23 protein-coding genes are annotated in these 26,888 nt (G+C 46.6%); 15 read left to right on the top strand and 8 right to left on the bottom strand.

Features of this window, described 5'->3' with window-relative positions:
• Positions 1-167: 167 nt before the first annotated feature.
• Positions 168-1,142, bottom strand: coding sequence for a type I phosphomannose isomerase catalytic subunit (locus tag AB5903_RS06010; protein WP_005654949.1), 975 nt, complete (start codon positions 1,140-1,142; stop codon positions 168-170).
• 195 nt (positions 1,143-1,337) lie between these two features.
• On the opposite strand from AB5903_RS06010, the gene AB5903_RS06005 reads away from it, so the two are divergent.
• The 11 genes from AB5903_RS06005 to AB5903_RS05955 all read left to right on the top strand — a co-directional run bounded on the left by AB5903_RS06005 (position 1,338) and on the right by AB5903_RS05955 (position 13,192).
• Positions 1,338-2,441, top strand: a complete 1,104-nt coding sequence (locus AB5903_RS06005; RefSeq protein ID WP_022104174.1) for an aldose epimerase family protein — start codon at positions 1,338-1,340, stop codon at positions 2,439-2,441.
• Between the two features lie 46 nt (positions 2,442-2,487).
• Complete coding sequence (locus tag AB5903_RS06000; RefSeq protein WP_005654947.1) at positions 2,488-3,798, top strand: MFS transporter; 1,311 nt, start codon at positions 2,488-2,490, stop codon at positions 3,796-3,798.
• Between the two features lie 49 nt (positions 3,799-3,847).
• Positions 3,848-5,002, top strand: a complete 1,155-nt coding sequence (galK, locus tag AB5903_RS05995) for a galactokinase (protein ID WP_005654946.1) — start codon at positions 3,848-3,850, stop codon at positions 5,000-5,002.
• 372 nt (positions 5,003-5,374) lie between these two features.
• Positions 5,375-7,384, top strand: a complete 2,010-nt coding sequence (locus tag AB5903_RS05990) for a transketolase (protein ID WP_117941225.1) — start codon at positions 5,375-5,377, stop codon at positions 7,382-7,384.
• A 128-nt stretch (positions 7,385-7,512) separates the two neighbouring features.
• Positions 7,513-7,950 (top strand): ribose 5-phosphate isomerase B, encoded by a 438-nt coding sequence (rpiB, locus tag AB5903_RS05985; protein WP_005654942.1) that lies wholly within the window; start codon positions 7,513-7,515, stop codon positions 7,948-7,950.
• A gap of 265 nt (positions 7,951-8,215) precedes the next feature.
• Complete coding sequence (locus AB5903_RS05980; RefSeq protein ID WP_117666710.1) at positions 8,216-9,619, top strand: glycoside hydrolase family 28 protein; 1,404 nt, start codon at positions 8,216-8,218, stop codon at positions 9,617-9,619.
• A 379-nt stretch (positions 9,620-9,998) separates the two neighbouring features.
• Positions 9,999-10,274, top strand: coding sequence for a tetratricopeptide repeat protein (locus tag AB5903_RS05975; protein WP_005654935.1), 276 nt, complete (start codon positions 9,999-10,001; stop codon positions 10,272-10,274).
• A 12-nt stretch (positions 10,275-10,286) separates the two neighbouring features.
• Positions 10,287-10,514 (top strand): ferredoxin family protein, encoded by a 228-nt coding sequence (locus tag AB5903_RS05970; protein WP_004289820.1) that lies wholly within the window; start codon positions 10,287-10,289, stop codon positions 10,512-10,514.
• Positions 10,515-10,525: 11 nt separating this feature from the next.
• The gene (locus AB5903_RS05965; RefSeq protein WP_005654933.1) at positions 10,526-11,611 is read left to right on the top strand and encodes a 3-methyl-2-oxobutanoate dehydrogenase subunit VorB; all 1,086 of its coding nucleotides are present in this window, start codon (positions 10,526-10,528) and stop codon (positions 11,609-11,611) included.
• Between the two features lie 254 nt (positions 11,612-11,865).
• Positions 11,866-12,630 carry a thiamine pyrophosphate-dependent enzyme gene (locus tag AB5903_RS05960; protein ID WP_005654929.1) on the top strand — a complete coding sequence of 255 codons (765 nt, stop codon included), beginning with the start codon at positions 11,866-11,868 and terminating at the stop codon, positions 12,628-12,630.
• 19 nt (positions 12,631-12,649) lie between these two features.
• Positions 12,650-13,192 carry a 2-oxoacid:acceptor oxidoreductase family protein gene (locus AB5903_RS05955; RefSeq protein ID WP_005654927.1) on the top strand — a complete coding sequence of 181 codons (543 nt, stop codon included), beginning with the start codon at positions 12,650-12,652 and terminating at the stop codon, positions 13,190-13,192.
• A 265-nt stretch (positions 13,193-13,457) separates the two neighbouring features.
• Here AB5903_RS05955 and AB5903_RS05950 read toward each other — a convergent pair whose 3' ends face one another.
• The 5 genes from AB5903_RS05950 to AB5903_RS05930 all read right to left on the bottom strand — a co-directional run bounded on the left by AB5903_RS05950 (position 13,458) and on the right by AB5903_RS05930 (position 18,672).
• Positions 13,458-14,426 carry a hypothetical protein gene (locus AB5903_RS05950; RefSeq protein ID WP_195658273.1) on the bottom strand — a complete coding sequence of 323 codons (969 nt, stop codon included), beginning with the start codon at positions 14,424-14,426 and terminating at the stop codon, positions 13,458-13,460.
• Positions 14,427-14,442: 16 nt separating this feature from the next.
• Positions 14,443-15,204, bottom strand: a complete 762-nt coding sequence (locus AB5903_RS05945) for a hypothetical protein (protein WP_117857842.1) — start codon at positions 15,202-15,204, stop codon at positions 14,443-14,445.
• A gap of 37 nt (positions 15,205-15,241) precedes the next feature.
• Positions 15,242-15,979, bottom strand: coding sequence for a hypothetical protein (locus AB5903_RS05940; protein ID WP_016661316.1), 738 nt, complete (start codon positions 15,977-15,979; stop codon positions 15,242-15,244).
• A gap of 30 nt (positions 15,980-16,009) precedes the next feature.
• Complete coding sequence (locus AB5903_RS05935; protein WP_005654918.1) at positions 16,010-16,663, bottom strand: response regulator transcription factor; 654 nt, start codon at positions 16,661-16,663, stop codon at positions 16,010-16,012.
• Positions 16,664-16,767: 104 nt separating this feature from the next.
• Positions 16,768-18,672 (bottom strand): tetratricopeptide repeat protein, encoded by a 1,905-nt coding sequence (locus AB5903_RS05930; protein WP_368117687.1) that lies wholly within the window; start codon positions 18,670-18,672, stop codon positions 16,768-16,770.
• Positions 18,673-18,933: 261 nt separating this feature from the next.
• Here AB5903_RS05930 and AB5903_RS05925 point away from each other — a divergent pair, with 261 nt between their 5' ends.
• A complete protein-coding gene (locus tag AB5903_RS05925; RefSeq protein ID WP_195658275.1) occupies positions 18,934-21,015 on the top strand; it encodes a putative porin in 2,082 nt (693 codons plus the stop codon).
• 15 nt (positions 21,016-21,030) lie between these two features.
• Entirely contained in the window at positions 21,031-21,846 is an 816-nt protein-coding gene (locus AB5903_RS05920; RefSeq protein ID WP_117857848.1) for a transporter substrate-binding domain-containing protein, read from the top strand.
• A 90-nt stretch (positions 21,847-21,936) separates the two neighbouring features.
• Here AB5903_RS05920 and AB5903_RS05915 read toward each other — a convergent pair whose 3' ends face one another.
• Positions 21,937-23,862, bottom strand: a complete 1,926-nt coding sequence (locus AB5903_RS05915; RefSeq protein WP_022103666.1) for an NAD(+) synthase — start codon at positions 23,860-23,862, stop codon at positions 21,937-21,939.
• Positions 23,863-24,056: 194 nt separating this feature from the next.
• Between AB5903_RS05915 and AB5903_RS05910 the strand changes: the two genes are divergently transcribed.
• Together AB5903_RS05910 and AB5903_RS05905 are read left to right on the top strand one after the other, a co-directional pair.
• Complete coding sequence (locus AB5903_RS05910; RefSeq protein ID WP_005654906.1) at positions 24,057-24,491, top strand: Fur family transcriptional regulator; 435 nt, start codon at positions 24,057-24,059, stop codon at positions 24,489-24,491.
• 26 nt (positions 24,492-24,517) lie between these two features.
• The gene (locus AB5903_RS05905) at positions 24,518-25,075 is read left to right on the top strand and encodes an NADH peroxidase (RefSeq protein ID WP_005654904.1); all 558 of its coding nucleotides are present in this window, start codon (positions 24,518-24,520) and stop codon (positions 25,073-25,075) included.
• Between the two features lie 88 nt (positions 25,076-25,163).
• On the opposite strand, the gene AB5903_RS05900 is transcribed toward AB5903_RS05905, so the two are convergent.
• Positions 25,164-26,861 (bottom strand): OmpP1/FadL family transporter, encoded by a 1,698-nt coding sequence (locus AB5903_RS05900; RefSeq protein ID WP_272710245.1) that lies wholly within the window; start codon positions 26,859-26,861, stop codon positions 25,164-25,166.
• Between the last annotated feature and the right edge of the window lie 27 nt (positions 26,862-26,888).

The following is a 26,888-nucleotide window of genomic DNA, read 5'->3' as shown; positions in this document are numbered from 1 at the left end:
ATTTCAAAAAACCGTGTAATTGACTATATTTCAATAATTTCAAAGAACTATTTATCCACTTTTACGGGACAGTAGTGTATCTGGAAATTAAAAGAACATATCAAAAAAAAGAAGTTAACACCATTGGCTACATGATGTTAACTTCATTACAGTAATAATATCAACTCTTACACGTAAGTCTCAAGCAGTTTCACCCGCTGGCCTTCCGGTACGATTGTTACTTCCTGAACAGCAGCAGGCAAAAGAACCGTTTCGCCGGCACGCAAGGTAATCTCATTCTGATTGTCATCCGTCAGACGGCAAGAACCTTCCACACAGATAAAAATAACAAAAGAATCCAGTTCCGAATAATCACAAGTAATCTCTTCCGTCATGTCATATACAGAAGTAGTGAAATAAGGACTCGCTACCATCTCAACGGGTTCATTCTGTACACGTTCGTATTCGGTACGGAAATCGTCTTGCACATCGGAAAAGTTAATGGCATCCATTGCCTGACTGGTATGCAATTCGCGGGATTTACCGTCCTTATCCTTACGATTGTAGTCGAAAATACGATAAGTTATGTCGGAAGTCTGTTGAATTTCCGCAACGAATGCTCCAGCGCCAATGCCATGTACACGACCGGCAGGGACATAAAACACATCTCCCGGCTCTATGGCGCAAGTTTGAAGCACTTCGGCAAATGTTCCATTGTGCACCCGGTCTTTATATTCCTTCGGAGTTATCTCCTCGGCAAAGCCGGAAATCAATTTTGCACCTTTATCGGCAGCAATGACATACCACATCTCATTTTTACCGAAACTGTTATGGCGTTTCTTTGCAAGTTCGTCACCCGGATGCACCTGAATGGACAAATCCAGCTTTGCATCAATAAACTTTATCAGTAACGGGAATTTATTTCCAAACCGTGCATAGTTCGCTTCGCCCACCAACTCTTCTTTATATTTACGAACCATTTCGGGTAAAGTATACCCTTTGTCCGCACCATTGGCAACTACAGATTCACTACCTTCTACTGCTGAAACTTCCCAACTCTCACCTACATTCGGCAGAGTTTCATTCAAGTGTTTGAATGGGATAATCTTGTCGCCACCCCAAAGTGTCTGTTTCAGGATGGGCTCAAATTTTAGAGGATACATTTGTTGTTTTTAATTAGTACAATTCAATACTGTTACAATACTTTTTAGATTAACGCGACAAACATACAAAAAATATCAATTTGTATTCTAATTGTCAAACGCTAAACTTTCATAAAATGTTCCCCATATTTCCTCTCAATTACTTGGGGGAACAAAAGAATTTCTCTTTATTTGCAAGAAAATTTAAATAATACCATGAATATAACAGACACTACTCCGACAGAAAGTAACTTGTCCGGTTTGGACAGAAAAGACTTTCAAAAGAATATAAACAGCAGGAAAACAGATTTATATATCCTCAAAAATGCTCAGGGGATGGAAGTGGCGGTAACCAACTACGGTTGTGCAATTCTTTCGATTATGGTGCCCGACAAAAACGGAAAATTTGCCAATGTCATTTTAGGACATGACAGCATAGAACACGTAATAAACAGTCCCGAACCTTTCTTGAGCACCACGATAGGCCGTTATGGAAACCGAATTGCCAATGGGAAATTCACTTTATATGGCGAGGAACACCAATTGACTGTCAACAACGGTCCCAATTCACTGCACGGCGGACCAACCGGTTTCCATGCCCGCGTATGGGATGCGGTTCAGCCCAATGAATCGACCGTCATTTTCAATTATACGTCTGCCGACGGTGAAGAGGGCTTCCCCGGTACTTTAGAAGTAGAAATGACATATCGTCTGGAAGATGAAGCAAATGCCTTGGTTATAGAATACCGGGCCACAACCGATAAAGCTACAGTTGTAAATTTAACCAATCACGGTTTCTTTAATCTCGCTGGTATTTCCAACCCCTCACCTACTGTTCTGAATAATATCCTTACCATCAACGCCGATTTCTATGTACCTATTGATGAGGTATCTATTCCTACGGGAGAAATCCTAAAAGTAGAAAATACACCTATGGATTTCCGTACTCCCCATGCCATCGGCGAGCGTATTGACGATAAATTCCAGCAACTGGTAAACGGAGCCGGATATGACCATTGCTATGTGTTGAATAAAGCGGAAAGCGGTGAACTGAGCCTTGCCGCCACTTGTACAGAACCCGTAAGCGGACGCACAATGGAAGTATATACTACAGAAAACGGCCTGCAACTTTATACGGGAAACTGGCTGGGAGGATTCACCGGTGCTCACGGGGCAACATTCCCCGCAAGAAGCGCTGTATGCTTTGAAGCACAATGCTTCCCCGATACTCCCAATAAGGCACATTTCCCATCAGCAGTATTGCTCCCCGGAGATGAATATCAGCAGATAACCATCTATAAGTTCGGTGTACAAGAATAAAAGAAATAACTAACCTGATTATAAACTTAATAAACAATTATTAACCATGACACAACAAAAACAGAATGGGAATATCGTTGCCATTATTGTGATGATTTTCTTATTTGGTATGATTTCATTCGTAACCAATTTAGCCTCACCAATGGGTGATATCCTGAAATTTCAATTCGGAGTACCTAATTGGATGGGAACTCTCGGCGTATTTGCCAACTTCATCGCATATGCAGTAATGGGATATCCGGCAGGTAATATGTTGCAAAAAATGGGATATAAAAAGACTGCACTCATTGCCATTACAGTAGGATTTATCGGTGTGGGTATCCAAACTCTTTCAGGAGTAGCGGGCAGTTTCGGCATTTATCTGTTGGGAGCATTCATTGCCGGTTTTTCCATGTGTTTACTTAATACGGTAGTAAACCCGATGCTCAACACACTTGGTGGTGGCGGTAACAAAGGTAACCAGCTTATCCAGCTCGGCGGTTCGTTCAACTCATTGGCAGGAACCTCCGTTATCATTCTTACGGGTATTTTAATACCTTCCATTACCAATGCAAAAATCAGTGATGTGTTTCCATTGATGTATGCGGCTCTGGCTATTTTTGCATTCGCATTCATTGTCATCTTCTTCTCCACTATTCCGGAAAAAGAAAAGCAGGAAGTCAAAATCGACACCACTCCTTCTCAGTATGGTCCTTTATCATTCCGTCATTTCATCTTCGGAGCAATCGGTATCTTTGTATATGTAGGTATTGAAGTCGGTGTACCCAATGTTCTGAACAAATGGTTGCAAAATCCCGACTTGGATGTATTGGGTGTAAATGGAGCAGGAGCAGAAGCTATCGCCGGTTCAGTAACAGCAACCTATTGGTTACTGATGTTGGTGGGTCGTCTCATCGGCGCCAGTATCGGCAGTAAAATATCAGCAAAAGCCATGTTGGGCACAGCTTCCGTTATAGGTATATTCCTGGTTATCTCTGCCATGTTTGCACCAACCGATCTTATGGTAAACATGCCGGTATTCAAGAACAGTGCCGAAGAAATGTTCGGACTTGTCAATGTACCTGTCAACGCTATGTTCTTAGCGTTAGTCGGACTCTGTACATCCATCATGTGGGGCGGTATCTTTAACCTTGCAGTAGAAGGACTGGGCAAGTACACGGAAAAGGCTTCCGGTATTTTCATGGTACTTGTATGCGGTGGCGGTATTCTGCCGTTGTTACAAAATGCCATTGTCGACTGGAATGACGGAATCGGCTACTTAACAAGCTACTGGCTGATTGTAGTAGCTCTTGCCTACCTGCTTTATTATGCGCTGATAGGTTGCAAGAATGTAAATAAAGACATTAAAGTTGATTGATAATACATATTATAGGTAATTAGATTTATTCACCTTAAAAAACAATATCATGGATATAGAATACGTAAGAAGCCGTTTCATCAAGCATTTTGACGGAACAACAGGAGCAGTCTATGCTTCTCCGGGACGCATTAATCTAATCGGTGAGCACACCGACTACAACGGTGGTTTTGTATTCCCCGGCGCAATTGACAAAGGTATGATTGCGGAAATAAAACCGAATGGCACAAATACAGTAAAGGCCTATTCCATTGACTTGAAAGACTACGTAGAGTTCGGTTTAAATGAAGAAGACGCTCCCCGCGCCAGTTGGGCAAGATATATTTTCGGCGTATGCCGCGAAATGATTAAACGCGGTGTAGAAGTAAAAGGATTCAATACAGCTTTTGCAGGCGATGTGCCTTTGGGTGCAGGAATGTCCTCTTCCGCAGCCTTGGAAAGCACTTATGCTTATGCGTTGAACGATCTGTTCGGCGACAATAAAATCGACAAATTCGAATTGGCCAAAGTTGGCCAGGCTACGGAACACAACTATTGTGGCGTCAACTGCGGTATTATGGACCAATTCGCTTCCGTATTCGGCAAGAAAGGCAGTCTTATCCGTTTGGATTGCCGTTCATTGGAATACCAGTACTTCCCGTTCGAGCCGAAAGGTTACCGTCTGGTACTGGTAGATTCTGTGGTAAAACACGAACTTGCTTCGTCGGCATACAATAAACGTCGCCAAAGTTGCGAGGCTGCTGTTGCCGCTATCCAGAAGAAACATCCGCATGTAGAATTCCTGCGCGACTGCAACATGGAAATGCTTGAAGAAGCCAAAGCCGAAATCAGTGCAGAAGACTTTATGCGTGCAGAATATGTGATTGAAGAAATCCAACGCGTACTCGATGTTTGCGATGCTTTGGAGAAAGGCGATTACGAAACGGTAGGTCAAAAGATGTACGAAACACACCAGGGCATGAGCAAACTGTATGAAGTAAGCTGCGAAGAACTCGACTTCCTGAACGACCTTGCTTTTGATTGCGGTGTAACCGGTTCGCGCGTAATGGGCGGAGGATTTGGCGGTTGTACCATCAACCTCGTTAAAGAAGAGCTTTATAGTACTTTCGTTGAAAGAGCCAAAGAAGAATTCAAAAAGAAATTCAACAGAAGTCCGAAGATTTACGATGTTGTAATCAGCGATGGTGCACGCAGATTGGAATAAAAATAATTCGATTTATAATAAAAAAGACGCTTTCTGTGAAGAAGGCGTCTTTTTTATTAAACCGGCCTTCCTGTCATCTATACCGGACAAACTCCTCGGCAGCCGGTATTGTTCCATTTCCAGTAGAGAAATAAATAACTCCCAACAACGACAGCACACCTCGTTTACTTTCCGGCAGACAATCCTAAACCCACCGGTCGGCAGTGAACAGTTATTGTATTCAAAACAGGAAGCAGGTTATACAGGCAAGAAAAAAGAGCAGCTTTCTATATTGTAAATTGCACATAAAGAGTTATCTTTGTCCTGGTAAAACCAACAAGCAAGAATTCAATTCACTTACAGAATATTCAAATAACAATTATATTTTATAATATGAACGACAAGAAACTTATGAACCTTGCAGCGGACAACATCCGTATCCTTGCTGCTTCTATGGTCGAAAAAGCCAATTCCGGACACCCCGGTGGCGCTATGGGTGGTGCCGACTTTGTGAATGTACTCTTCTCCGAGTTCTTAGTGTACGACCCCGAGAACCCCGCGTGGGAAGGTCGCGACCGTTTCTTCCTCGACCCGGGACACATGTCGCCGATGCTCTATTCCACATTGGCGTTGGCAGGCAAATTCACATTGGATGAGCTGAAAGAGTTCCGCCAATGGGGCAGCCCCACTCCGGGACACCCCGAACGCGACATCATGCGCGGCATCGAAAACACTTCCGGTCCGTTGGGACAAGGACATACCTTTGCCGTTGGAGCAGCCATCGCCGCCAAGTTCATGAAAGCCCGTTTTGAAGAAGTAATGAACCAGACGATTTACGCCTATATCTCCGACGGTGGCATTCAGGAAGAAATCTCACAGGGTGCAGGCCGTATTGCCGGTGCGCTGGGACTGGACAACCTCATCATGTTCTATGATGCAAACGACATCCAGCTTTCCACCGAAACGAAAGATGTAACCATCGAAGATACAGCAAAGAAATACGAGGCATGGGGCTGGAAAGTCATCACAATCGACGGTAACGATGCAGATGCCATCCGCGGCGCACTCAACGAGGCTAAAGCCGAAGCTGAGCGTCCTACGCTGATTATCGGTCACACAGTAATGGGCAAAGGCGCACGCAAGGCAGACGGCAGCAGCTACGAAGCCAACTGCGCTACACACGGTGCTCCTTTGGGCGGCGACGCTTATGTAAATACAATCAAGAACCTGGGCGGAAACCCGGAAAATCCGTTCACTGTCTTCCCGGAAGTAGCCGAGCTTTACGCCAGACGCGCTGCCGAATTGAAGGGCATCATGGCAGAAAAATATGCCGCCAAAGCCGCATGGGCAAAAGCCAATCCCGAAAAGGCAGCCAAACTGGAACTGTTCTTCTCCGGCAAGGCTCCCGAAGTGGACTGGGCTGCAATCGAACAGAAAGCCAATGTCGCTACACGTGCCGCATCGGCTACCGTACTCGGTGCTCTCGCCACTCAGGTGGAAAACATGATTGTGGCTTCCGCCGACTTGTCCAACTCCGACAAGACCGACGGCTTCCTGAAAAAGACCCACTCCTTCAAGAAAGGCGATTTCAGCGGTGCATTCTTCCAGGCAGGCGTATCGGAACTGACAATGGCATGCTGCTGCATCGGTATGGCGCTGCATGGCGGCGTTATCCCCGCTTGCGGAACATTCTTCGTATTCTCCGACTACATGAAACCTGCCGTACGCATGGCTGCCCTCATGGAAACTCCCGTAAAATTCATCTGGACACACGACGCATTCCGCGTAGGCGAAGACGGTCCTACGCACGAACCGGTAGAACAGGAAGCTCAAATCCGCTTAATGGAAAAGCTGAAAAACCACAAGGGGCATAACTCCATGCTGGTACTCCGTCCTGCCGATGCGGAAGAAACAACCGTGGCATGGAAACTTGCCATGGAGAACATGTCTACCCCGACCGCTTTGATATTCTCCCGTCAGAACATCGCCAACCTGCCTGCAGGCAATGATTACAGCCAGGCAGCCAAAGGCGCTTATATCGTAGCCGGTTCGGACGAGAATCCGGACGTTATCCTTGTAGCTTCCGGTTCCGAAGTAGCCACGCTGGTGGCCGGTGCAGAACTGCTGCGCAAGGACGGTGTCAAGCTGCGCATCGTATCTGTTCCGTCCGAGGGACTGTTCCGCAGTCAGGCTCCGGGCTATCAGGAGAGCGTGATTCCGGCAAATGCAAAAGTATTCGGTCTGACCGCCGGACTGCCCGTTACGCTGGAAGGCTTGGTAGGCGCCCACGGTAAGGTTTGGGGATTGGAATCGTTCGGTTTCTCCGCTCCTTACAAAGTGCTGGACGAAAAGCTGGGCTTCACGGCAGAAAACGTGTACAAGCAAGTAAAGGCAATGATTTAATAAAACAACAGTAAAATAATGATAGAGTAATGAGGCGATATGGTAGAAAAGCCTGCACATGCTGCACTACATCGTCACCTCATTGCTCTATCGCTTTTTCACATTATCACTCTATCATTTTATTTTATATGAAAACTATTGGACTTTGTTCCGACCACGCCGGCTTTGAACTGAAAGAGTATGTCCGCGGTTGGCTGGAAGCCAAAGGCTGGCCTTACAAAGATTACGGAACCTACTCCACCGAAAGCTGCGACTATCCCGACTTTGCCCATCAACTGGCGCAAGCTGTCGAAGCAGGCGAATGTTACCCGGGAATTGCTATCTGCGGCAGCGGAAACGGCATCAACATGACGCTCAACAAGCATCAGGGCATTCGTGCGGCTCTTTGCTGGACTGCCGAAATTGCTCATCTGGCACGCCAGCACAACGATGCCAATGTCCTTGTCATGCCGGGACGCTTCATCGGCACGGAAGAAGCGGATATGATTATGACCGAATTCTTCAACACTTCGTTTGAGGGCGGACGCCACCAGCGGAGAATAGACAAAATACCGGTACAGGGATAACCCTCGGATTCAAGGAAGCCCTTAACCGGTTGTTTTCATCCCGTGAGACGGAATTATTCGCCCTGCGAGATAAAGAAAATCATCCCGCGAGACGATTTATTTCATCTCACGGGATAATTTTTTTTCGTCTTACGGAACGGATTTTTCTTCATCTCAGTCAATTATTACACCCTTTCAATCAAAAACTAACCTCTGTCACCGGAAGAGTTTTCCTACTTTTGCCTGCGCAATCTATTTACCATTTAAGAACATAAAAGAAAAACGCATGAAGAAAGTAATCGGAATCATCTCCCTGCTTCTATCGGTAACCCTGGCCACCGCCAATCCGATAGACTTTGACAAAGCCTTCAAGGAAAGCGCCAAAATTGAAAAACAAATCAAGCGGACCTCTTTCCCCAAACGTACCTACCTCATCACAGACTTCGGTGCACAACCGGATACGCCGGATGAACCTTGCCATGAGGCTATCAACCGGGCCATCCTGACATGCAGCCTGAACGGCGGCGGAACGGTCGTAGTACCTAAAGGGACTTTCCATACCGGTCCCATCACCCTAAAGAGCAACGTAAATTTTCATGTGGAAGAAGGAGCCGTACTGAAATTCTCCACCGACCAGAGCCTTTACTTCCCTGCCGTCATCACCCGTTGGGAAGGTCTGGACTGCTACAATGCCCGCCCGCTGATATATGCATACGGCGAAACCAACATCGCCATCACCGGCAAAGGGACAATCGACGGTCAGGGTTCCAACGAAACCTGGTGGCCGATGTGCGGCGCTCCGCGCTACGGCTGGAAAGAAGGCATGGTGGCCCAACGCAACGGCGGACGCGAACGTCTGCTGATGTACGGGGAAACATCCACGCCGGTATACAAGCGTATCATGAAACCCGAAGACGGCATGCGCCCGCAGCTCATCAACCTCTATTCCTGCAACACGGTACTGATAGAGGATGTAACCCTGCTGAACTCTCCGTTCTGGGTTATACACCCGTTGTTTTGCGAAAGCCTCATCGTACGTGGCGTGCACGTATTCAACCGTGGACCCAACGGAGACGGCTGCGACCCGGAATCCTGCAAAAACGTACTGATAGAAAACTGTACCTTTGATACGGGCGACGACTGCATAGCCATCAAATCCGGCCGTAACCAGGACGGACGCAAGTGGAACATTCCCAGCGAAAATATCATCGTGCGCGGCTGCTTCATGAAAAACGGTCATGGCGGCGTCGTTATCGGCAGTGAAATATCCGGCGGCTACCGTAACCTGTTCGTTGAGAACTGCCGCATGGACAGCCCCGACCTGGACCGCGTAATCCGCATCAAGACCAGTACCTGCCGCGGCGGACTGATAGAGAATGTATTTGTACGCAACGTCACCGTCGGCCAATGCCGCGAAGCCGTACTGCGCATCAACCTGCAATACGAAAACCGGGAAAAGTGCAATCGCGGCTATGCCCCTACCGTGCGCAACGTACACCTCAAAAACGTGACTTGCGAGAAGAGCAAACTCGGTGTACTCATCATCGGACTTGATGATGACAAGCACGTTTATAATGTAAGCGTGGAAGACAGCCGCTTCAATAACGTCAAGGAAGGTAAAAACCGGATTAGCGGAGCAAAAGATGTCACGTTCAAGAATCTGTACATAAACGGGGAACTTGTGAAATAACCGGTCTCCCCCGACAACCCCTGCTAAAATAAAAGATCGAAGAAGTATATTCCATCTGCACATTCATCAGGAGAGCATCCCTTTGTCCTGCTTTGCATCGTAATGAATCAAAGCCGGAACAAAGGGATTGTCATATCTCCCAATCCCCCGGCATTTGCTCCCGAAACGCCCGGAGTTTACTCCTGAAAGACCGGGCATTCCAATAGAAAACACCCGGAATATGGGAAGCAAACGCCGGGAGTTTCGTAAGCAAATGCCCGGAATAAGAAAAGACAAGATACAACCGTCTCCTTATTTTCTTATTTTTCACAGTAAAGATGCCTCTCATTTTCAAATAAAAACTATCTTTGTAGTTAAATAATCCGGAACTCAGAACGATATGGAGCAATTAAACACCATAAAAGAGCTTATCAGTCAGGGAAACGTAGAGCAGGCCATTCTGTTGCTTGACGAACTGCTTCAGACCGATTTCCCGCAAAAAGACGAAGCCTATTATCTCCGGGGGAACGCATACCGCAAACAGAGCAACTGGCAGCAAGCGCTGAACAACTACCGCTATGCCATCGACCTCAATCCGGACAGCCCCGCCCGGCAAGCCTATAACATGGTAATGGATATTCTGAACTTCTATCACAAGGATATGTACAATCAATAAAAAACGTAAATTATGGCAAAAATCAAAGGAGCAATCGTAGTAGACACCGAGCGTTGCAAAGGCTGCAACCTGTGTGTTGTGGCTTGTCCGCTCAATGTAATAGCCCTCACCAAAGAGGTGAACGTGAAAGGGTATAACTATGCCCACCAGATATTGGAAGATACCTGTAACGGATGCAGTTCATGCGCAACTGTATGTCCGGACGGATGTATCTCGGTTTATAAAGTAAAAGTTGAATAAATAAGAAGAATATGGCAGAAGAAGTTGTATTAATGAAAGGAAACGAAGCCATCGCCCATGCAGCCATCCGCTGCGGCGCCGACGGATACTTCGGTTACCCTATTACCCCCCAATCAGAGGTATTGGAAACACTCGCCGAACTGAAACCGTGGGAAACCACCGGTATGGTAGTGCTTCAGGCAGAGAGTGAAGTGGCAGCTATCAATATGGTATACGGTGGCGCCGGAAGCGGAAAAATGGTAATGACCTCTTCATCCAGCCCCGGTGTCAGCCTCAAGCAGGAAGGTATCTCCTACATTGCAGGAGCCGAATTGCCGTGTCTGATTGTAAATGTAATGCGCGGCGGTCCCGGACTGGGAACCATCCAGCCAAGCCAGGCCGACTATTTCCAGACCGTGAAAGGCGGCGGCCATGGCGACTATCGCCTTATCGCCCTCGCCCCCGCTTCCGTACAGGAAATGGCGGACTTCGTAAGCCTGGGCTTCGAGCTTGCCTTCAAGTACCGCAATCCGGCTATCATCCTTGCCGACGGCGTAATCGGACAGATGATGGAGAAGGTAGTTCTTCCCGCACAGAAGCCGCGCCGCACGGATGCCGAAGTTATCGAGCAATGTCCGTGGGCCACTACTGGCAGAACCAACGGCCGCAAGCCCAACGTCATCACTTCTCTGGAACTGAAACCGGAAGAGATGGAGAAGAACAACATCCGCTTCCAGGCCAAATACAAAGAAATCGAAGAGAACGAGGTACGCTTTGAAGAGATTCACTGCGAGGATGCCGAATACCTGATTGTAGCTTTCGGCTCCATGGCGCGTATCGGCCAGAAAGCCATGGAAATGGCGCGCGAAGAAGGCCTCAAGGTCGGAATGCTTCGCCCCATCACTCTGTGGCCGTTCCCAACCAAAGCCATTGCCGCATACGCCGACAAGGTAAAAGGCATACTGGTTACCGAGCTGAATGCCGGACAGATGATTGAGGATGTCCGCCTCGCCGTAAACGGTAAGGTGAAAGTAGAGCACTTCGGACGTCTCGGCGGCATCGTTCCCGACCCGGACGAGATTGTAGAGGCGCTTGCCAAATTAAAAATCGAGGGTTGAGAATCAAGAAGTCTCAGCCAACTCTATTTTTATTTTTTATTTTTAATCCTCAACTCTCAAATTAAGAAATGAATCCTGACAAAATAAGAAACGTACTGAATATTCTCTTTCTGATACTTGCCTTGGCATCTATCATCGTGTACATTGTAGCAAGGGACGATTTCAAACTGTTTATATACGTTTGCGGCGCAGCTATATTTGTAAAGCTTATGGAGTTTTTCATACGGTTCACCAACAGATAAGGAGAAGTGATTATGACAAAAGAAGATATTATCAAACCCGAGAACCTGGTTGCCAAGAAACCGACTCTGATGAACGATAATCCCATGCACTACTGCCCGGGATGCAGCCACGGCGTGGTTCACAAACTGATTGCCGAAGTAATCGAAGAAATGGGACTGGAAGATAAGGCCATCGGAATCTCCCCCGTGGGATGTGCCGTGTTTATCTACAACTATATAGACATCGACTGGCAGGAAGCCGCCCACGGACGTGCTCCAGCCCTTGCCACCGCCATTAAGCGCCTGTGGCCGGACCGTCTGGTATTCACCTATCAGGGCGACGGCGACCTGGCATGTATCGGTACGGCCGAAACCATCCATGCGCTGAACCGCGGTGAGAACATCACCATCATCTTCATCAACAACGCCATCTACGGTATGACCGGCGGACAGATGGCCCCCACTACCCTTGTGGGCATGAAAACCTCTACCAGTCCTTACGGACGTGACGTACACCTGCACGGTTATCCGCTGAAAATGGCCGATATAGCCGCCCAACTGGAAGGTACGGCATACGTAACCCGCCAGAGCGTAGATACGGTTCCCGCTATCCGCAAGGCAAAGAAAGCCATCCGCAAGGCGTTCGAGAACTCCATGGCAGGCAAGGGTTCCAACCTCGTGGAAATCGTTTCCACCTGCAACTCCGGCTGGAAGATGTCTCCGGAGAAATCAAACAAATGGATGCAGGAGCACATGTTCCCCTTCTATCCATTGGGTGACTTGAAAGATAAACAATGATGCTAAAAACAGAAGAACAATGAAAGAAGAAATCATTATAGCAGGCTTCGGCGGACAAGGCGTATTGTCCATGGGAAAGATTCTGGCATATTCCGGACTGATGGAAGGCAAGGAAGTTACCTGGATGCCGGCCTACGGACCGGAACAGCGTGGCGGTACGGCAAACGTTACCGTAATCGTGAGCAACGAGAAAATCTCCTCGCCCATCCTGAGCAAGTATGATGCGGCTATCATCCTGAACCAACCTTCATTGGAGAAGTTCGAGAGCAAAGTAAAGCCGGGCGGCATACTTATCTACGACGGCTACGGCATCATCAACCCGCCTACCCGTAAGGATATACACATTTACCGCATCGACGCCATGGATGCAGCCAATGAAATGAACAACGCAAAGGCTTTCAATATGATTGTGCTTGGCGGACTGCTGAAGATTGCTCCCATCGTAACGCTGGAGAACGTTATCAAGGGATTGAAAAAAACACTCCCCGAACGTCACCACCACTTGATACCCATGAATGAAGAGGCTATCAAACGCGGTATGGAGCTGATTAAAGAGGTCTGAAAAAACAGACCGTCCGTTTGAGGTAAACAGATGGTCTGTCAGCCCCGAACGGACGATGCGTTCAGTATAAACGGATGATGTATTTCAAAGCGATACATCATCCGTTTTTTCATTGCCCTCATATCACCAATGGTCAGGCATATCGGAATAGTCCGTCAGTTTTGTGCAATCTCCGAAGCAACGTACATATTCTTGCAGTGCAACGAACTCGGTCGGGTAGTCTCCGCGTTCATACAAGTGTACCTTTTTATTGCCTATATTATTATCAATTGTAAGGACAAACTCCCGTATCGCGCATCTTGCATCTGGAGTTTGTAATCTTGCATATCCCCCTTCCGTTGATTACATCATCGGTCAGATTTTCACAAGTCACTTTATACTTGCCTTTCCCTCCCGAATTGCCGGTAGCGGAAAGGACTATATAAAGAATGAGCAGCGCAACTGCCACGAATATCAGAATCCAGGTGATAGTGAACACCGCATAGGTAGTCAATACCATATATCCACACCGCCATGCAATCTGTTTTCTGCCTTCGGGTGCGGCACTGTGTATCTGATACCAGGCATAACCGATGAGGGCAAGCACGGATATGCCCACCAGCCAGCCGATTACCGCCTCACCGTCCGAACCCCAGAACTGCGACAGTACGGCAACCACACCCAGCACAGCACCTATCCAGTAATAGCTATTCGACTCCGGCACAACGTCCACTCCGGACATCTCACGGAGATGCTTGGGGACGAAACCGTTCCATTTCGTAAAAGACAAGATTACCGCCACAAAAGACAAGATGACAAGCAACAGCAAACCGCCGAACAAACCTGCCAGGTTTACCGCTACGTCGTAGAACAGTCGCCACCTTTCCGCTCTCCTGTTTTCCGCACGACTGCAACGCACGATACGGCGTATCACGCGCCAAACCGGATACACCAGCGTCAACGCTACAAACGTACCTGCAAACCAATACATCTGTGTATCCGTAGGCGTCTTATCTATAAAAAGCCCCACGCTGCAAAGCAGACCCACCATCATCATTACAAACCCCAGCACCCCGGTTACAATCAATGTGCGGAGAGAACGGAAGCTGAATGAGGATACAATCTCCGTACCTGCCTTCTTATTGAACCAACCTTTTACTTTACCGAACCTCAAAAACAAAAGACATGAGAAAACAAAGCCGAACAGACCCAATATTTGAGAAAGCAAAGCCAATAATACGATTATAGTTTCCATAATACCTTGTCTATTATCATTCGTAATAAGTAATGCTACGTTCCGCAATGCCATAGGGCTGTCCGTTAAGGGTTATCACCATGCGTGTCCAGTTGCCCCGGTCGTCCGTTTCCGGATAATCGTAAGACACCTTATTATCATCGGAAGATACGCAGGTTTCCAGCCAGCCTTTTTCGTTATAGGTATACTCCTTTACGGTGAGATAATCGTCCATCTCGCTGTAAGCGGACTCTTTCAGCACACGCCCCAAAGCATCTTTCACAACATAATCGCGTTCCGTATCACCATGCTCTATGCAATTGCCATCCACGTACTCTGTCTTTGAAGCATCCACCGGATACTCACTGGTAGTCTTGTCGCCGCCGATATACATGTCTTCGATTGTACTTGCCAGCTTGCCGTCCCGATAAACATATCTGCGGTCGGTTAGCAGTTCACCGTTCTGAAAGAGTTTCTCATTGCTGACATTCCCGTCCCGATAGGCATAGACCGTAATGTATTTGACGGCGTCCACCACACTCACCACAGAATCGAGCTGCCCGGCAGCATTATAAATCCGGGTATCTTCTTTCGGAAAGAAATCCGTTTCACGATAAGAATCCGGTTTGCCGTCCTTTACTGTTTCATTGCCCTGGGACTTCGCGTTGTAAATCAAGGTTTGCACCTTATGCACTTTACCGTTCAGTCCTTCTTTGTCCGTCCCATTGCCGTTTTGTGTGGATACGCCACCACAGGCTGCCAGCACAATAAGTGCCGCCGCCATTAAAAGCCTGTTCATAGTTGTTTGCCTTTAAGATTAAAGAAGTTTGTTTCTATCAGAAGCCGTAAGCCTGCTTACGTATAGCCATATAATCTTTCTCTGCCAGAAATACAATCTTGGCAAATTCCGTAAAGTCGTAGGTATGGCAGTTGATGTACACCGGAGCTCCTTCGCTATGGCAAGGTACGCCGGCTTGAACCATCTGTCCGGGAGCATATTCGGCTTTCAAAGAGCTGTTATAAGAATTACCGTTGAAAGGGTTCAACTGTCCGAGTTCAATCAAATGGTCGTTGGCCTTCATCAAGGCGAAATACAGACGGGTATCTTTCAGCGGATATTCGCCTTCGGCACATTGACGTTTGGTTTCACGTACTACAATATCCCGTTTGGGAGTGACCGTAACCCTCACAATTATACTGCCCGCCTCTCTGCCGGCATGATATTCCGCCACCTTAGCACCCGTTATCTGAAAATCAGGGTAAACATCTCCCGTACAGACAATTTCACGTCCGACAAGTTTCTCGCCTTCTTCCGCCGCCTTCTGATAACTCTTGGCAGCATATTCATCAAACTCTTTCAGTTTCTTCTGATACCGGTCCAAATCATCCTCCTTACGCAAGCTTTCGTCCAATGCTTTTTTCTTGGCAGCCACCTCTGCAAATATCGCAGGCACACGGCCCAAAGGCGCATCGCTACTTGCAGCCGAACCCGAAGCGGCTCCACCGCCGCATGCCGACAACACAACCAGTCCGCAGAACATTGCAGATAAAGTTATAACCGTAAACTTTTTCATACTATTGAATTATTTAAATGAGTAATGTTGTCAGCATTTACGGATAGGGATTATCCCTTTGGAGATAGCTGTCATAATGAGGTCGGCCACATTACGTGCATCCAGCTTGTCCATCAGATGACGGCGGTGCGTATCAACCGTATTGGTAGAGACACAAAGTTCCTGAGCTATTTCCTGCGTGTTCTTGCCCTCGGATATCCGTTTCAGTACATCAAGTTCGCGCAAGGTCAGTTCCTCACGCCGCCCTTCGTCCGAACGCCGCATCTGTGCACGCACATGCTCGGCATAAGGGCAATAGTAAGTTCCGCCATCCAACACCCGGCGAATGGCTTCGGCTATTTTCGTAGAATCGATGGATTTAAACAAGATACCGTCTACTGCACTCTGAATCAAATCTTTGATAAACCAGATTTCTTCGTGCATGGTGTTGACAATGATGCGTGCCCGCGGGTCTTTCTCCCGTATCCGCACAATGATGTCCATCCCGGATATATCGGGCAGTTCCATATCCAGCACGAAAAGATTGAAACGTTGAGATGCGATAAGATGCAATGCCTCCTGTCCCGACGATGCAGTACATACGTTTTTTATTTCCGGTAGCGAACATTCTACTATCCGCTTCAAACCTTGAAGCACCAAATCATGGTCATCCACCAACAAAATGCGTATATCTCTTTCTTTCATCAACCTATCTTTGTGTTCTGAATTATGTTGCAAAGAAATAGCATTTATCAATATGCGGCATCATCAAAAATAGTGATTTTACTCTCCGGCATACCGGTTTTCCATTAAATGGATAACGATATTTCAAGCTTGAACTTTTGGCTTCCGTCCTGAATATCCGTGGTAAACAAACCACCGACGGCTTTGGCGCGTTCTTGAATGGTAGTAAACCCGATGCCCTTTCCCCGCACCTCGTCACCACAGTAATTTTTACCGTTATTTGAAATTTGCAGAGTCAGCAACTTCCGTTTCAATGTAAGAGTCACATCTATCTCCGTCGCTCCGGAATGTTTCAGGATATTGGACAGCAACTCCTGCATGATGCGATAAACTTCATAAGACACCTCTTCGGGCACTTGGCTCCATTGAATCTCTTCATTTTCCTTACTGAACGCAAGTTGCACCGACGCAGGAAGGGCAAGCCCCTCCACATAGGCCTCCACCGTCTCGGCAAGGGTGGTAACCTGGAACTTAGGCGGCATCAGTTCGTGAGAAATACAGCGTACATCGCTGCGCACCTGCTCCAGCAGAGCCAGAATCTCCCGTTTCGATTCGTCCGTAGGCTGCATGTACTGCATATTCATACCGATACCAAGCAGGTCGTTGCACACACCGTCGTGCAAATCCTTGGCAAGGCGCGTACGTTCGCGCTCCAAACCGTCTATATAGCTTTGGGCAAGTTTCAATTCCTCCTCTTTCCTGATGCGCTTACGCCGGAAGACATAATAGGCAGCCAGCAGCAGGAAAGCAGAAGAAGCCGCCACTGCCGCCACACTCCATTGCATCGTCTTAGCTTTCTGTTCCAAATGCTGCTGAGTGAGCCGCGCTATCTCAAGTTCCTTTTCCTGGTTCTCGTATTTTATGGAGAGTTCCGACAATTCCGTCTCCACCTCCGCCTTATGCAGGCTGTCTGCCGTATGATAGGCCTTTGCGTAATACTCCATAGCCTCCGGATAGTTTTTCATTCCGGCATAGTTGCGTGCCATTCTCTCAAAAAGCCGGTCTACGGGAGTCTGCGAACTGCTGTCCCTCGCAGCCAGCATCCGTTTCTGGATATGCAGGCTCTCGCCATAGCGTCCCATTTTAGTCAGTATGTCACACAGACTTTCATGATACCCCTGCACCTCGGCATTGGTAGCGGGCAGTCCTGCCGCCACTTTATCGCCTTCCGCCATGTAATGATTGATGGAGTCGCGATTGTCCAGCCTGTAATAGGCACTCAACAGATACGCTATGATTTTCAGTACGAATCTCGGCTTCTGCTGCTCCCGTGCTTTGGCAAGTACGGGATAAAGCAGTTGGGCAGCTTCCGCATAATTTTCCCTCAGCGTGAAAATACTTCCCGCCGTAGCGGCAGCATACATCACCATGTCCATGTCATCACTCTTCTCCGATGCCTCCAACGCTTTCCGGATGTAATATTCGCCTTCTTTCAGCCGGGCGGTGTTCGTATAGAGAATGGCTATACTCGTCAGCAACTGTGTCCGTTCATCATAAGCCTCGCGATTATCAAGCAACGCCAATGCCCGGTTATAGCACACCAGCGCCGAATCGGGCATCTCCTTTCTACGGTATATCACGCCGACAGAGGAAAGCACGGAAGCTATCTCGACCTCGTCCCAATGCAAACGTCCGGCTTCTTCGAGCACAAAACGGAAACGCTTTAACGATTCGTCCAACTGCCCCGAAGAAAAATAAGCGTCTGCCAGATTATTCAACAGGTAAAGGTAAGGCTCGGCTTTATCCGTTGCGGCATATTTCAATCCCTGTTCGCAATAATACCGGGTACTGTCCGCCTGGCGATAGGCGTAGTATTCTCCCAAATGACAATAAGCCGCTGCAATGCTGTCGCGGTTCTTCTGACTCATGCCGCGTGCCAGCTCTTCCCGGCAAGCCTGCAACTCCGCATCTTGAGCGTATAAACAAGGATAAATTATAAACATCCCCAAAAGGACAAACAATGTTTTCATGTTATAAGATATGGATTTTAAGTATATATAAACAGTCTTTGACACCCACTCACCACAAAGGTAACAATTCATCATAATATCTGCGCAAATATAAATAACCCGGCACATACAATGCTCCATTTACAAGAAAAAACATTCTTTCCATCTCATTTTTATCGTCAAAAAGAAAGAGATTGCCTGTAAACGCCGAATGTAAAAAAGAAGCAAAAAAGGCTGAATTCCGTAAGCGAATAATTTTTTATTGTATCTTTGCGCCTAATTATGAGACGAATCGTACTGACATACATATTTCTATCTATTATAGGCATTTTGGGCGTCGGGGCACAAAACCCTTTCAACCGTATGGATCCTGTAACAGGCCGTGACCAGTTCGGCAACCAGGTAGACCCCAACACATTACCCGATAATCTGGAAGACAGCACCGATACGGAAATCCAAAGCCTTCCGCCCAAACTCTATATGTGGCGTTTGAGTGAAACATTGGGCAACCGCACTATTATCCCCGCCGATACTGCCAACCTGAACTTCCAGAATACCAATCTGGTAGAAGGCATGTACGGACACTATAATTATCTGGGTAATCTGGGTTCCCCCCGTATGTCACGTATCTTCTTTGAACGCAGAGACAACGAGCCGACCATCTTCATGGAGCCCTTCTCCAGCTTCTTCGTCCGCCCCGATGAAGTGAAATTTACCAACAGTAATGTACCTTTCACCAATCTTACCTACTATAAAGCAGGAAATAAGGTCAACGGTGAAGAACGCTTCAAGTCCTATTTCTCGGTAAACGTCAACAAGCGGTTGGCATTCGGCTTCAACATTGACTATCTGTACGGACGGGGATACTACCAGAACCAGTCCACATCGAACTTCAATGCCGGAATATTCGCCAGCTATATAGGTAATAAATACCAGATGCAGGCGGTATACAACAACTTCACTATGAAGATGAACGAAAACGGCGGTATTCAGGACGACCGTTACATCACGCGCCCGGAAGATATGGCGGAAGGCAAGAAAGAATACGAATCCACTACCATTCCGGTTAAGTTGGAACAGACGTCAAACAAGAACAAAGATTTCTATGTATACCTGACGCACCGTTACCGCCTCGGCTTCACACGTGAAACCACAACTGTGGAAGATGCCAAATCCCCCAAAAGAGCAGTTGCCAACGACAGCGTACCTTTAGCCAAAGATACCATTATAACCGAAGAGTTCGTTCCCGTCACCAGCTTCATACATACCATGAAAGTGGAACGGGCGCGTCATAAATTCTCTTCCGCCAAGGAGACGGAAGGGCAATATCCCAACGCTTACTTCAACGAAGTAGCCAGCAGGGACTCTACTACGGCTTTCAGTGTAAAGAACGTATTCGGCATCGCTTTGCTCGAAGGTTTCAACAAGTATGCCAAAGCTGGACTGACAGCCTATATATCGCATAAATTCAGCCGCTATGAGTTGATGGACACATTGTCGCGAACCAATTTCGACGAACAGGAGATATTCGTTGGCGGCGAACTGGCCAAACGGCTGGGTAAAACACTGCATTACAACGTAAACGGTGAAGTGGGCATCATGGACAAGGCACTCGGACAGTTCCGCGTCAATGCCGACCTCGACTTGAACTTCCGCCTCTGGAAGGATACCGTGAACTTCTATGCACGAGGTTATGTAAGCAACACGCTGCCCTCTTTCTATATGCGTCATTATCACTCCAACCATTACTACTGGGACAATGAAAACATGGACAAGGAGTTCCGTACACGCGTGGAAGGCGAGCTGAACATCAGCCGCTGGAAAACCAATCTGCGTGCCGGCGTAGAGAACATAAAGAACTACACCTATTTCAACCAAAATGCCATGCCCGCTCAGGAAAGCGGTAATATACAGGTGCTCTCCGCTACACTGAAACAGGATTTCCGCTTAGGCATCCTGCATTTGGACAACGAAGTAACCTGGCAGAAATCAAGCAATGAAACGGTATTGCCCTTGCCGCAGCTCTCGCTATATCACAATCTGTATCTGCTTGCCAAAATAGCCAAGAAAGTGCTGACTGTACAACTTGGTGCGGATGTGCGGTATTTTACCAAATACAATGCACCTGCCTATACTCCTGCCATTCAGCAGTTCCATCTTCAAGCAGCAGATGACCAGGTGGAGATTGGCGGCTATCCGATTGTAAACGTATACGCCAATCTGCATTTGAAGCGGACACGCATCTTTGCCATGATGTATCACGTTAATGCAGGAATGGGTAAAGGCAATTATTTCCTTGTGCCGCACTACCCTATAAACCCGCGTCTGTTCAAGATTGGCATTTCATGGAATTTCTACGACTAATGCCGTCTTTCAACTATGAAAAAGAGTAAATTATCAAAATATATCATCCTGGGGGCAATAGCCGCAGTCGTTGCCACATTTATATTGCCCAAAAAGGAAATCCGTAAAGGACATCCGCGCGATTATGCCGAAATAGCAGCAGACGGTACGCTCCATGCCGCTACGGAATATAACTCCATCAGCTTTTATGTGGACGGAGACACCCTGTCCGGATTTCATTACGAATTAATAGAGGCTTTTGCCCGTGATCACGGTCTGCAGGTAGCCATTACTCCCGAAATGAGTTTTAACGAACGTCTGGAAGGTCTGGCAAACGGCAGGTTCGATGTCATAGCCTATGGAATTTTAGCAACCAGCGAATTAAAGGACTCCTTGCTTCTGACCTCTCCGATTGTTCTGAACAGGCAAGTATTGGTACAACGGAAAACAGACTCTCCCGACGATTCCCTGTTTATCAAAAGCCAATTGGACTTAGCGGGAAAGACGCTGAATGTGGTAGAAGGGTCGCCTTCCATCCTGCGCATCCGTAATTTAGGAAACGAAATCGGTGATACCATATATATTAAGGAAGTAGAAAAGTATGGTTCCGAACAACTTATCGCCCTTGTAGCACATGGCGATATCGATTATGCCGTATGCGAAGAAAGCATCGCTCGCGCAGCAGCCGACAGTCTGCCGCAGATAGACATAAATACGGCTATCAGCTTCACCCAATTCTACTCATGGGGAGTGAGCAAGCAGTCTCCTGTACTCTTGGACAGCCTGAATACCTGGCTGAAAAGATTCAAAAAAGGAAAAGAGTACCAGAAAATATATAAGAGATACTACTAAAAAGTTAAACGCTGAAAGCTAAAAGGTCGTGTCAAAAAGAACCTGATAATTTCTTTTTGACACGACCTTTTAGCTTTCAATGCTTAATCCTCAAATCTTTTCAACTTCCTTCAGCCACATTTCTGAAGAAGCATCGCTCGGCATCCGCCAGTCACCGCGCGGACTGATAGAAATACTTCCTACCTTAGGGCCATCGGGCAAACAGGAACGCTTGAACTGCTGGTTAAAGAAGCGACGGCAAAAAGTCTGCAACCACTTCTTTATAGTCTCTTCATCATAAACATCTTTAAACGTACGCGCAGCAAGGAAGAAAATCTTGGAAGGACGGAAACCGCAACGAAGAAAATAATATAAGAAAAAATCATGCAGTTCGTACGGCCCTACAAGGTCTTCCGTAATCTGCCTGATATTTCCGTTTTCATCCGCCGGTATGAGTTCCGGACTGATAGGGGTGTCCACAATATCCAATAATGTGGCCCGCGACGTCTCATCGATGTCATTCTCCGCCACCCACTTCACCAAATGTTTCACCAATGTTTTGGGGATACTTCCGTTAACACCGTACATAGACATATGGTCGCCGTTGTATGTAGCCCAGCCTAAGGCAAGTTCCGAGAGGTCGCCGGTGCCAACTACCATCCCCCAGGTCTGGTTGGCAATATCCATCAATATCTGCGTACGCTCACGCGCCTGCGAATTTTCATACACCACATCGTGTACGTTGATATCATGGTCTATATCTTTGAAGTGCTGGATGCAGGCATCCTTTATGCTGACCTCGCGCATGGTTACGCCTAATGATGCCATTAAGTCCACCGCATTGGTATGGGTGCGGTCGGTAGTACCGAATCCCGGCATAGTCACGCCGATAATTCCTTTACGATTCCAACCCAGTTTATCGAATGTTTTCACACAAACCAGCAATGCCAGTGTGGAATCCAGACCACCGGATATGCCTACCACCGCACTCTTGGCATTGGTATGCAGCAAACGTTGCGCCAATCCCGACACCTGTATGGAGAATATCTCCTCACAACGCTCGTCCAACGCTGCTCCTTGAGGAACAAACGGATGCGGATCGAAAACACGGGTCAGATTCAAATCTTTGGAATTGACATATTCCGTAGAGACACGCACCGGCACTTCCGGTGCACAATTGGCGCGACAGGCTGCAAATGTAGTGTTCACCCGGCGTTCCGTACGTATATGCTCCACGTCAATCTCACTGATAACGACCTGTTCCTCGAACGAGAAACGCTCGCTGCCTGCCAGCAACGTACCGTTCTCGTAAATTAATCCGTTACCTGCAAACACCACGTCTGTAGTAGACTCGCCAAAACCGCATGAACTGAATACATACCCTGCGATACAACGTGCCGACTGCTGGCTGATAAGCGAACGCAAGTAAGCATGCTTGCCTATCCCCTCATTGTCTGCCGAAAGGTTGAAAAGAATTTCCGCTCCTTGCAATGCCAAAGAAGAACTTGGCGGAATCGGAGCCCATAAGTCCTCGCAGATTTCAATTCCAAAGGTTGTATCCGCCGTCTCGAAAAGCAGATTCCGCCCCATGGGGACTATTTGCCCGCACAAACGGGCTGTCGTTTCCGAAACTTCACACGCAGAAGTAAACCAGCGCTTTTCGTAAAACTCTTTATAATTCGGAAGATAAGTTTTAGGAACAACTCCCAATATCTTACCTTTCTGTATGACCACCGCAGTATTCAGCAGTACACCGTTCAAAGGCACGGGCATACCGAGAATGGATATAATATCCATCTGACGGGTATTGTTCAAAATCTGCATCAGCCCCATTTCAGCCTCTTCAAGCAGAAGTTGCTGGGCAAAAAGGTCACCACAGGTATATCCGGTAATGCACAACTCCGGAAAGGCAATTATCTGCACTCCTTTCCCATCGGCAATGATTATCTCTTTTTCAATCTGTCCGGCATTGAACTTACAGTCCGCCACTCTAACACGGGGTACAGATGCCGCCACTTTAACATATCCGTAATTCATATATGAATCCTATTAATATTAGGGTGCAAAAATACGGCAATTTATCAATAAACACAAAAGAATCAGCCTTTTCACTTTGCATAGCCGCACTTTCTGATAAAAAATATCTAAAATCTTTTGGATAAACAAAAGAAGTACCTATCTTTGCAAGAGAATTAAAAATGTAATTATTACAAGTTTGAATTGCAGATGATATGGATGTAGTAAAACGATTGCAAAATCATAACATTAAGCCCTCGGTACAGCGCATAGCCATTATGACTTATCTGATGGAGCATCGTACACATCCCACGGTGGATGAAATTTATACGGCACTTGCACCTTCCATTCCCACATTGTCTAAAACAACTGTTTACAACACTTTAAAATTACTTAGTGAACAAGGTGCTGCACAGACATTGACAATTGACGAACGGAATACCTGCTATGATGCAGATACCACTCCTCATGCCCATTTCTTATGCAAACATTGCGGAAAAATATATGATTTGGAATGCAATGCCAACATTAAACAGGTAGAAGAAATGGATATGAACGGACACGAAGTGCAAGAAATCCATTATTACTATAAAGGTATCTGCAAAAGCTGTCTGGAAAATGAATATTTAACCAAAATAACGAATAACTAATTCAACTAATTAAAATCTGAAGTAAAATGAAAAAGTTTAGATGTACTGTCTGCGGTTACGTATATGAAGGAGACGCAGCTCCTGAGAAATGTCCTTTGTGTAAAGCTCCTGCAAGCAAATTCGTTGAAGTAGAAGAAGCACAGGCAGGCGGTCCGTTGGTTTTTGCTGACGAACATGTCATTGGCGTAGCCAAAGGTTGCGATGACGAAATGATTAAGGATTTGAACAACCACTTCATGGGCGAATGCACGGAAGTAGGTATGTACCTTGCAATGAGCCGCCAGGCAGACCGCGAAGGCTATCCTGAAGTAGCTGAAGCTTTCAAGCGTTACGCATGGGAAGAAGCAGAACACGCTGCAAAATTTGCTGAATTGCTGGGTGACTGCGTATGGGATACCAAGACTAACCTTGAAAAGAGAATGAATGCAGAATCAGGCGCTTGCGAAGACAAGAAGCGTATTGCTACACGTGCCAAAGCATTGAATCTGGATGCTATCCATGACACAGTTCATGAAATGGCTAAAGACGAAGCTCGTCACGGTAAAGGTTTCGAAGGTCTGTACAACCGCTATTTCAAGAAATAATCCGAAACAATACGGTAGAATATAAAAAAGACTTGCAGAAGAAATTTCTGCAAGTCTTTTTTTATCGGTAACGGGGAATCACTTCCCCTTAAAAACGTAAACCTAAGGTCAGCAGCACCTGGCTTCGGGTATTTTTTACTTTCGTCGCTTCAGGAGAGCCTATCACTAACTGGCCTCCATCTTCATAGGCATTAATGAACGGATAGAAATCTTCCTTGTATGAAGAGAACTTATATGCCAAATCAGCATAAAACATAGACCCTCTGTAACCGAGACCCACTGTATAGTTACTCAAAGCTTTGGTATTTGCAAAATCCGTATCCGTCTGAATTGAGTTATAAGGCAAATCCTTATATGCATCACTATTGAAAATGGCAGAGGTATAATTGTATCCTGCACGCAAAGCAAACTGAGGAATCACTTTATATTCGGCTCCCAAACGAATGGTGCTCACCCCTTTCATCATAGAAGTAGTACTGTTTTCGTACCCAAATGTATCGGAATAGCCTTCCTGGTCCTTGAATTTCATGGACGAATAGTCCTGATATTCATACTCTGCCCCTAAAGCCAAACTGGAACCTACAGTATATCCCAAACTTACATTATACATCCATGGTGTCTGCAAGTGGAATTGACGCACCATGTCTCCATTCATTATATCATAAGTATCCACAGTATATTGACCGATCACACCGCTTCCTATACCCGACTCGTTAGCTATATCCAAATCATTCAAGACATTCGACTCCAGACGGGCATTTGTCTTATAATCCAAATTATAATAGGTCGGTGTATGAATGGCTAATCCAATCCTCAAAGGGGAATATTCGAAAGGACGCACGATGGCTCCGAATTTCACATCAAAACCCGAACCGTGTATCTTGTTCCAGCTCTGCAGGTTATAATTCTGTCCGATGCTATTTCCGGCATTATCCAAATAATCTTCACTATAAAAAGTATATTTATTGTAATCTATGGCATAAGCCCCCACAGTTACGCCTAAATATACCCGGTCATTAATATTGAATGAAATATTGAAATCATATTGTTCAATTCCGCCACGCTCTTCCGACCGGAAATTGCCATTTCCTCCTAAAAACATTCCTCCATATTCGCCCGGAGTGATATACATTAAATCACCCTTCAGATTCTTTACCTGAGTCCCGTTTTTCATATAAGGAACGTAACCGGAAGGGACATCTCCCTGTCCGTTGTGGGCAATAAAGTCGGTTATCAGATAACTGTCATATCCCAATGCGGATAGCCATCCTACTTCCGGATCTGTATAAATATTGCCCGACCAGTCCTTTATTCCTCCGGCTTGTGCCGCCATATAATCCGTTTGCGTATAATCGCCTAAATTACCTCCCATCGACATATTCTTATAAAAAGACTTCGCCTTATGATAATTAAAGCCGAAATTCACATAACGCAAAGCCGTAGCATTGCCTATCTTTGAAGAAATAACAAAACCGGCATTATCAAATGAGGTTTTCATCTTGTCTGCATTCATCTTACTTCCCATATAATTACTTTCAGTACCATAAGAAGAAAGACTGAATGACAGCATTGCATCATTACTGCGATAAATACCTATACCGGCAGGGTTTGTAGCAATAGTGGAAATATCTCCGCCCAACGCACCCATAGCCCCGCCCATACTTACAAAGCGTGCTGTACCATTTAAATCCTTGTTTGCGATGTTGGCTGCATCGTACACGGTCTGTGCACTTACCGGAACTGCACCCAACATCCCCAAAACAGCTAAAGTTATAATTTTTTTCATATCCTACTCATCTTTTTCTATTGAATA

Origin of the sequence: Bacteroides sp. 2201st1_D9_2201SCRN_220225, from assembly GCF_040928965.1 — a bacterium.
Lineage (GTDB): Bacteria > Bacteroidota > Bacteroidia > Bacteroidales > Bacteroidaceae > Bacteroides > Bacteroides stercoris.
This window is presented reverse-complemented; position numbering and strand designations above follow the sequence as displayed.

What these genes read in the sequence shown, in the direction of transcription:
- AB5903_RS06000 (WP_005654947.1), top strand. Translation starts at nt 2,488, where the DNA reads ATGACACAACAAAAACAGAATGGGAATATCGTTGCCATTATTGTGATG.
- AB5903_RS05980 (WP_117666710.1), top strand. Translation starts at nt 8,216, where the DNA reads ATGAAGAAAGTAATCGGAATCATCTCCCTGCTTCTATCGGTAACCCTG.
- AB5903_RS05935 (WP_005654918.1), bottom strand. Translation starts at nt 16,663, where the DNA reads ATGAAAGAAAGAGATATACGCATTTTGTTGGTGGATGACCATGATTTG.
- AB5903_RS05965 (WP_005654933.1), top strand. Translation starts at nt 10,526, where the DNA reads ATGGCAGAAGAAGTTGTATTAATGAAAGGAAACGAAGCCATCGCCCAT.
- galK (WP_005654946.1), top strand. Translation starts at nt 3,848, where the DNA reads ATGGATATAGAATACGTAAGAAGCCGTTTCATCAAGCATTTTGACGGA.
- AB5903_RS05930 (WP_368117687.1), bottom strand. Translation starts at nt 18,672, where the DNA reads ATGAAAACATTGTTTGTCCTTTTGGGGATGTTTATAATTTATCCTTGT.
- AB5903_RS05950 (WP_195658273.1), bottom strand. Translation starts at nt 14,426, where the DNA reads ATGGAAACTATAATCGTATTATTGGCTTTGCTTTCTCAAATATTGGGT.
- AB5903_RS05900 (WP_272710245.1), bottom strand. Translation starts at nt 26,861, where the DNA reads ATGAAAAAAATTATAACTTTAGCTGTTTTGGGGATGTTGGGTGCAGTT.
- AB5903_RS05955 (WP_005654927.1), top strand. Translation starts at nt 12,650, where the DNA reads ATGAAAGAAGAAATCATTATAGCAGGCTTCGGCGGACAAGGCGTATTG.
- AB5903_RS05925 (WP_195658275.1), top strand. Translation starts at nt 18,934, where the DNA reads ATGAGACGAATCGTACTGACATACATATTTCTATCTATTATAGGCATT.
- AB5903_RS05975 (WP_005654935.1), top strand. Translation starts at nt 9,999, where the DNA reads ATGGAGCAATTAAACACCATAAAAGAGCTTATCAGTCAGGGAAACGTA.
- AB5903_RS05945 (WP_117857842.1), bottom strand. Translation starts at nt 15,204, where the DNA reads ATGAACAGGCTTTTAATGGCGGCGGCACTTATTGTGCTGGCAGCCTGT.
- AB5903_RS05915 (WP_022103666.1), bottom strand. Translation starts at nt 23,862, where the DNA reads ATGAATTACGGATATGTTAAAGTGGCGGCATCTGTACCCCGTGTTAGA.
- AB5903_RS05920 (WP_117857848.1), top strand. Translation starts at nt 21,031, where the DNA reads ATGAAAAAGAGTAAATTATCAAAATATATCATCCTGGGGGCAATAGCC.
- AB5903_RS06005 (WP_022104174.1), top strand. Translation starts at nt 1,338, where the DNA reads ATGAATATAACAGACACTACTCCGACAGAAAGTAACTTGTCCGGTTTG.
- AB5903_RS06010 (WP_005654949.1), bottom strand. Translation starts at nt 1,142, where the DNA reads ATGTATCCTCTAAAATTTGAGCCCATCCTGAAACAGACACTTTGGGGT.
- AB5903_RS05910 (WP_005654906.1), top strand. Translation starts at nt 24,057, where the DNA reads ATGGATGTAGTAAAACGATTGCAAAATCATAACATTAAGCCCTCGGTA.
- AB5903_RS05905 (WP_005654904.1), top strand. Translation starts at nt 24,518, where the DNA reads ATGAAAAAGTTTAGATGTACTGTCTGCGGTTACGTATATGAAGGAGAC.
- rpiB (WP_005654942.1), top strand. Translation starts at nt 7,513, where the DNA reads ATGAAAACTATTGGACTTTGTTCCGACCACGCCGGCTTTGAACTGAAA.
- AB5903_RS05940 (WP_016661316.1), bottom strand. Translation starts at nt 15,979, where the DNA reads ATGAAAAAGTTTACGGTTATAACTTTATCTGCAATGTTCTGCGGACTG.
- AB5903_RS05990 (WP_117941225.1), top strand. Translation starts at nt 5,375, where the DNA reads ATGAACGACAAGAAACTTATGAACCTTGCAGCGGACAACATCCGTATC.
- AB5903_RS05960 (WP_005654929.1), top strand. Translation starts at nt 11,866, where the DNA reads ATGACAAAAGAAGATATTATCAAACCCGAGAACCTGGTTGCCAAGAAA.
- AB5903_RS05970 (WP_004289820.1), top strand. Translation starts at nt 10,287, where the DNA reads ATGGCAAAAATCAAAGGAGCAATCGTAGTAGACACCGAGCGTTGCAAA.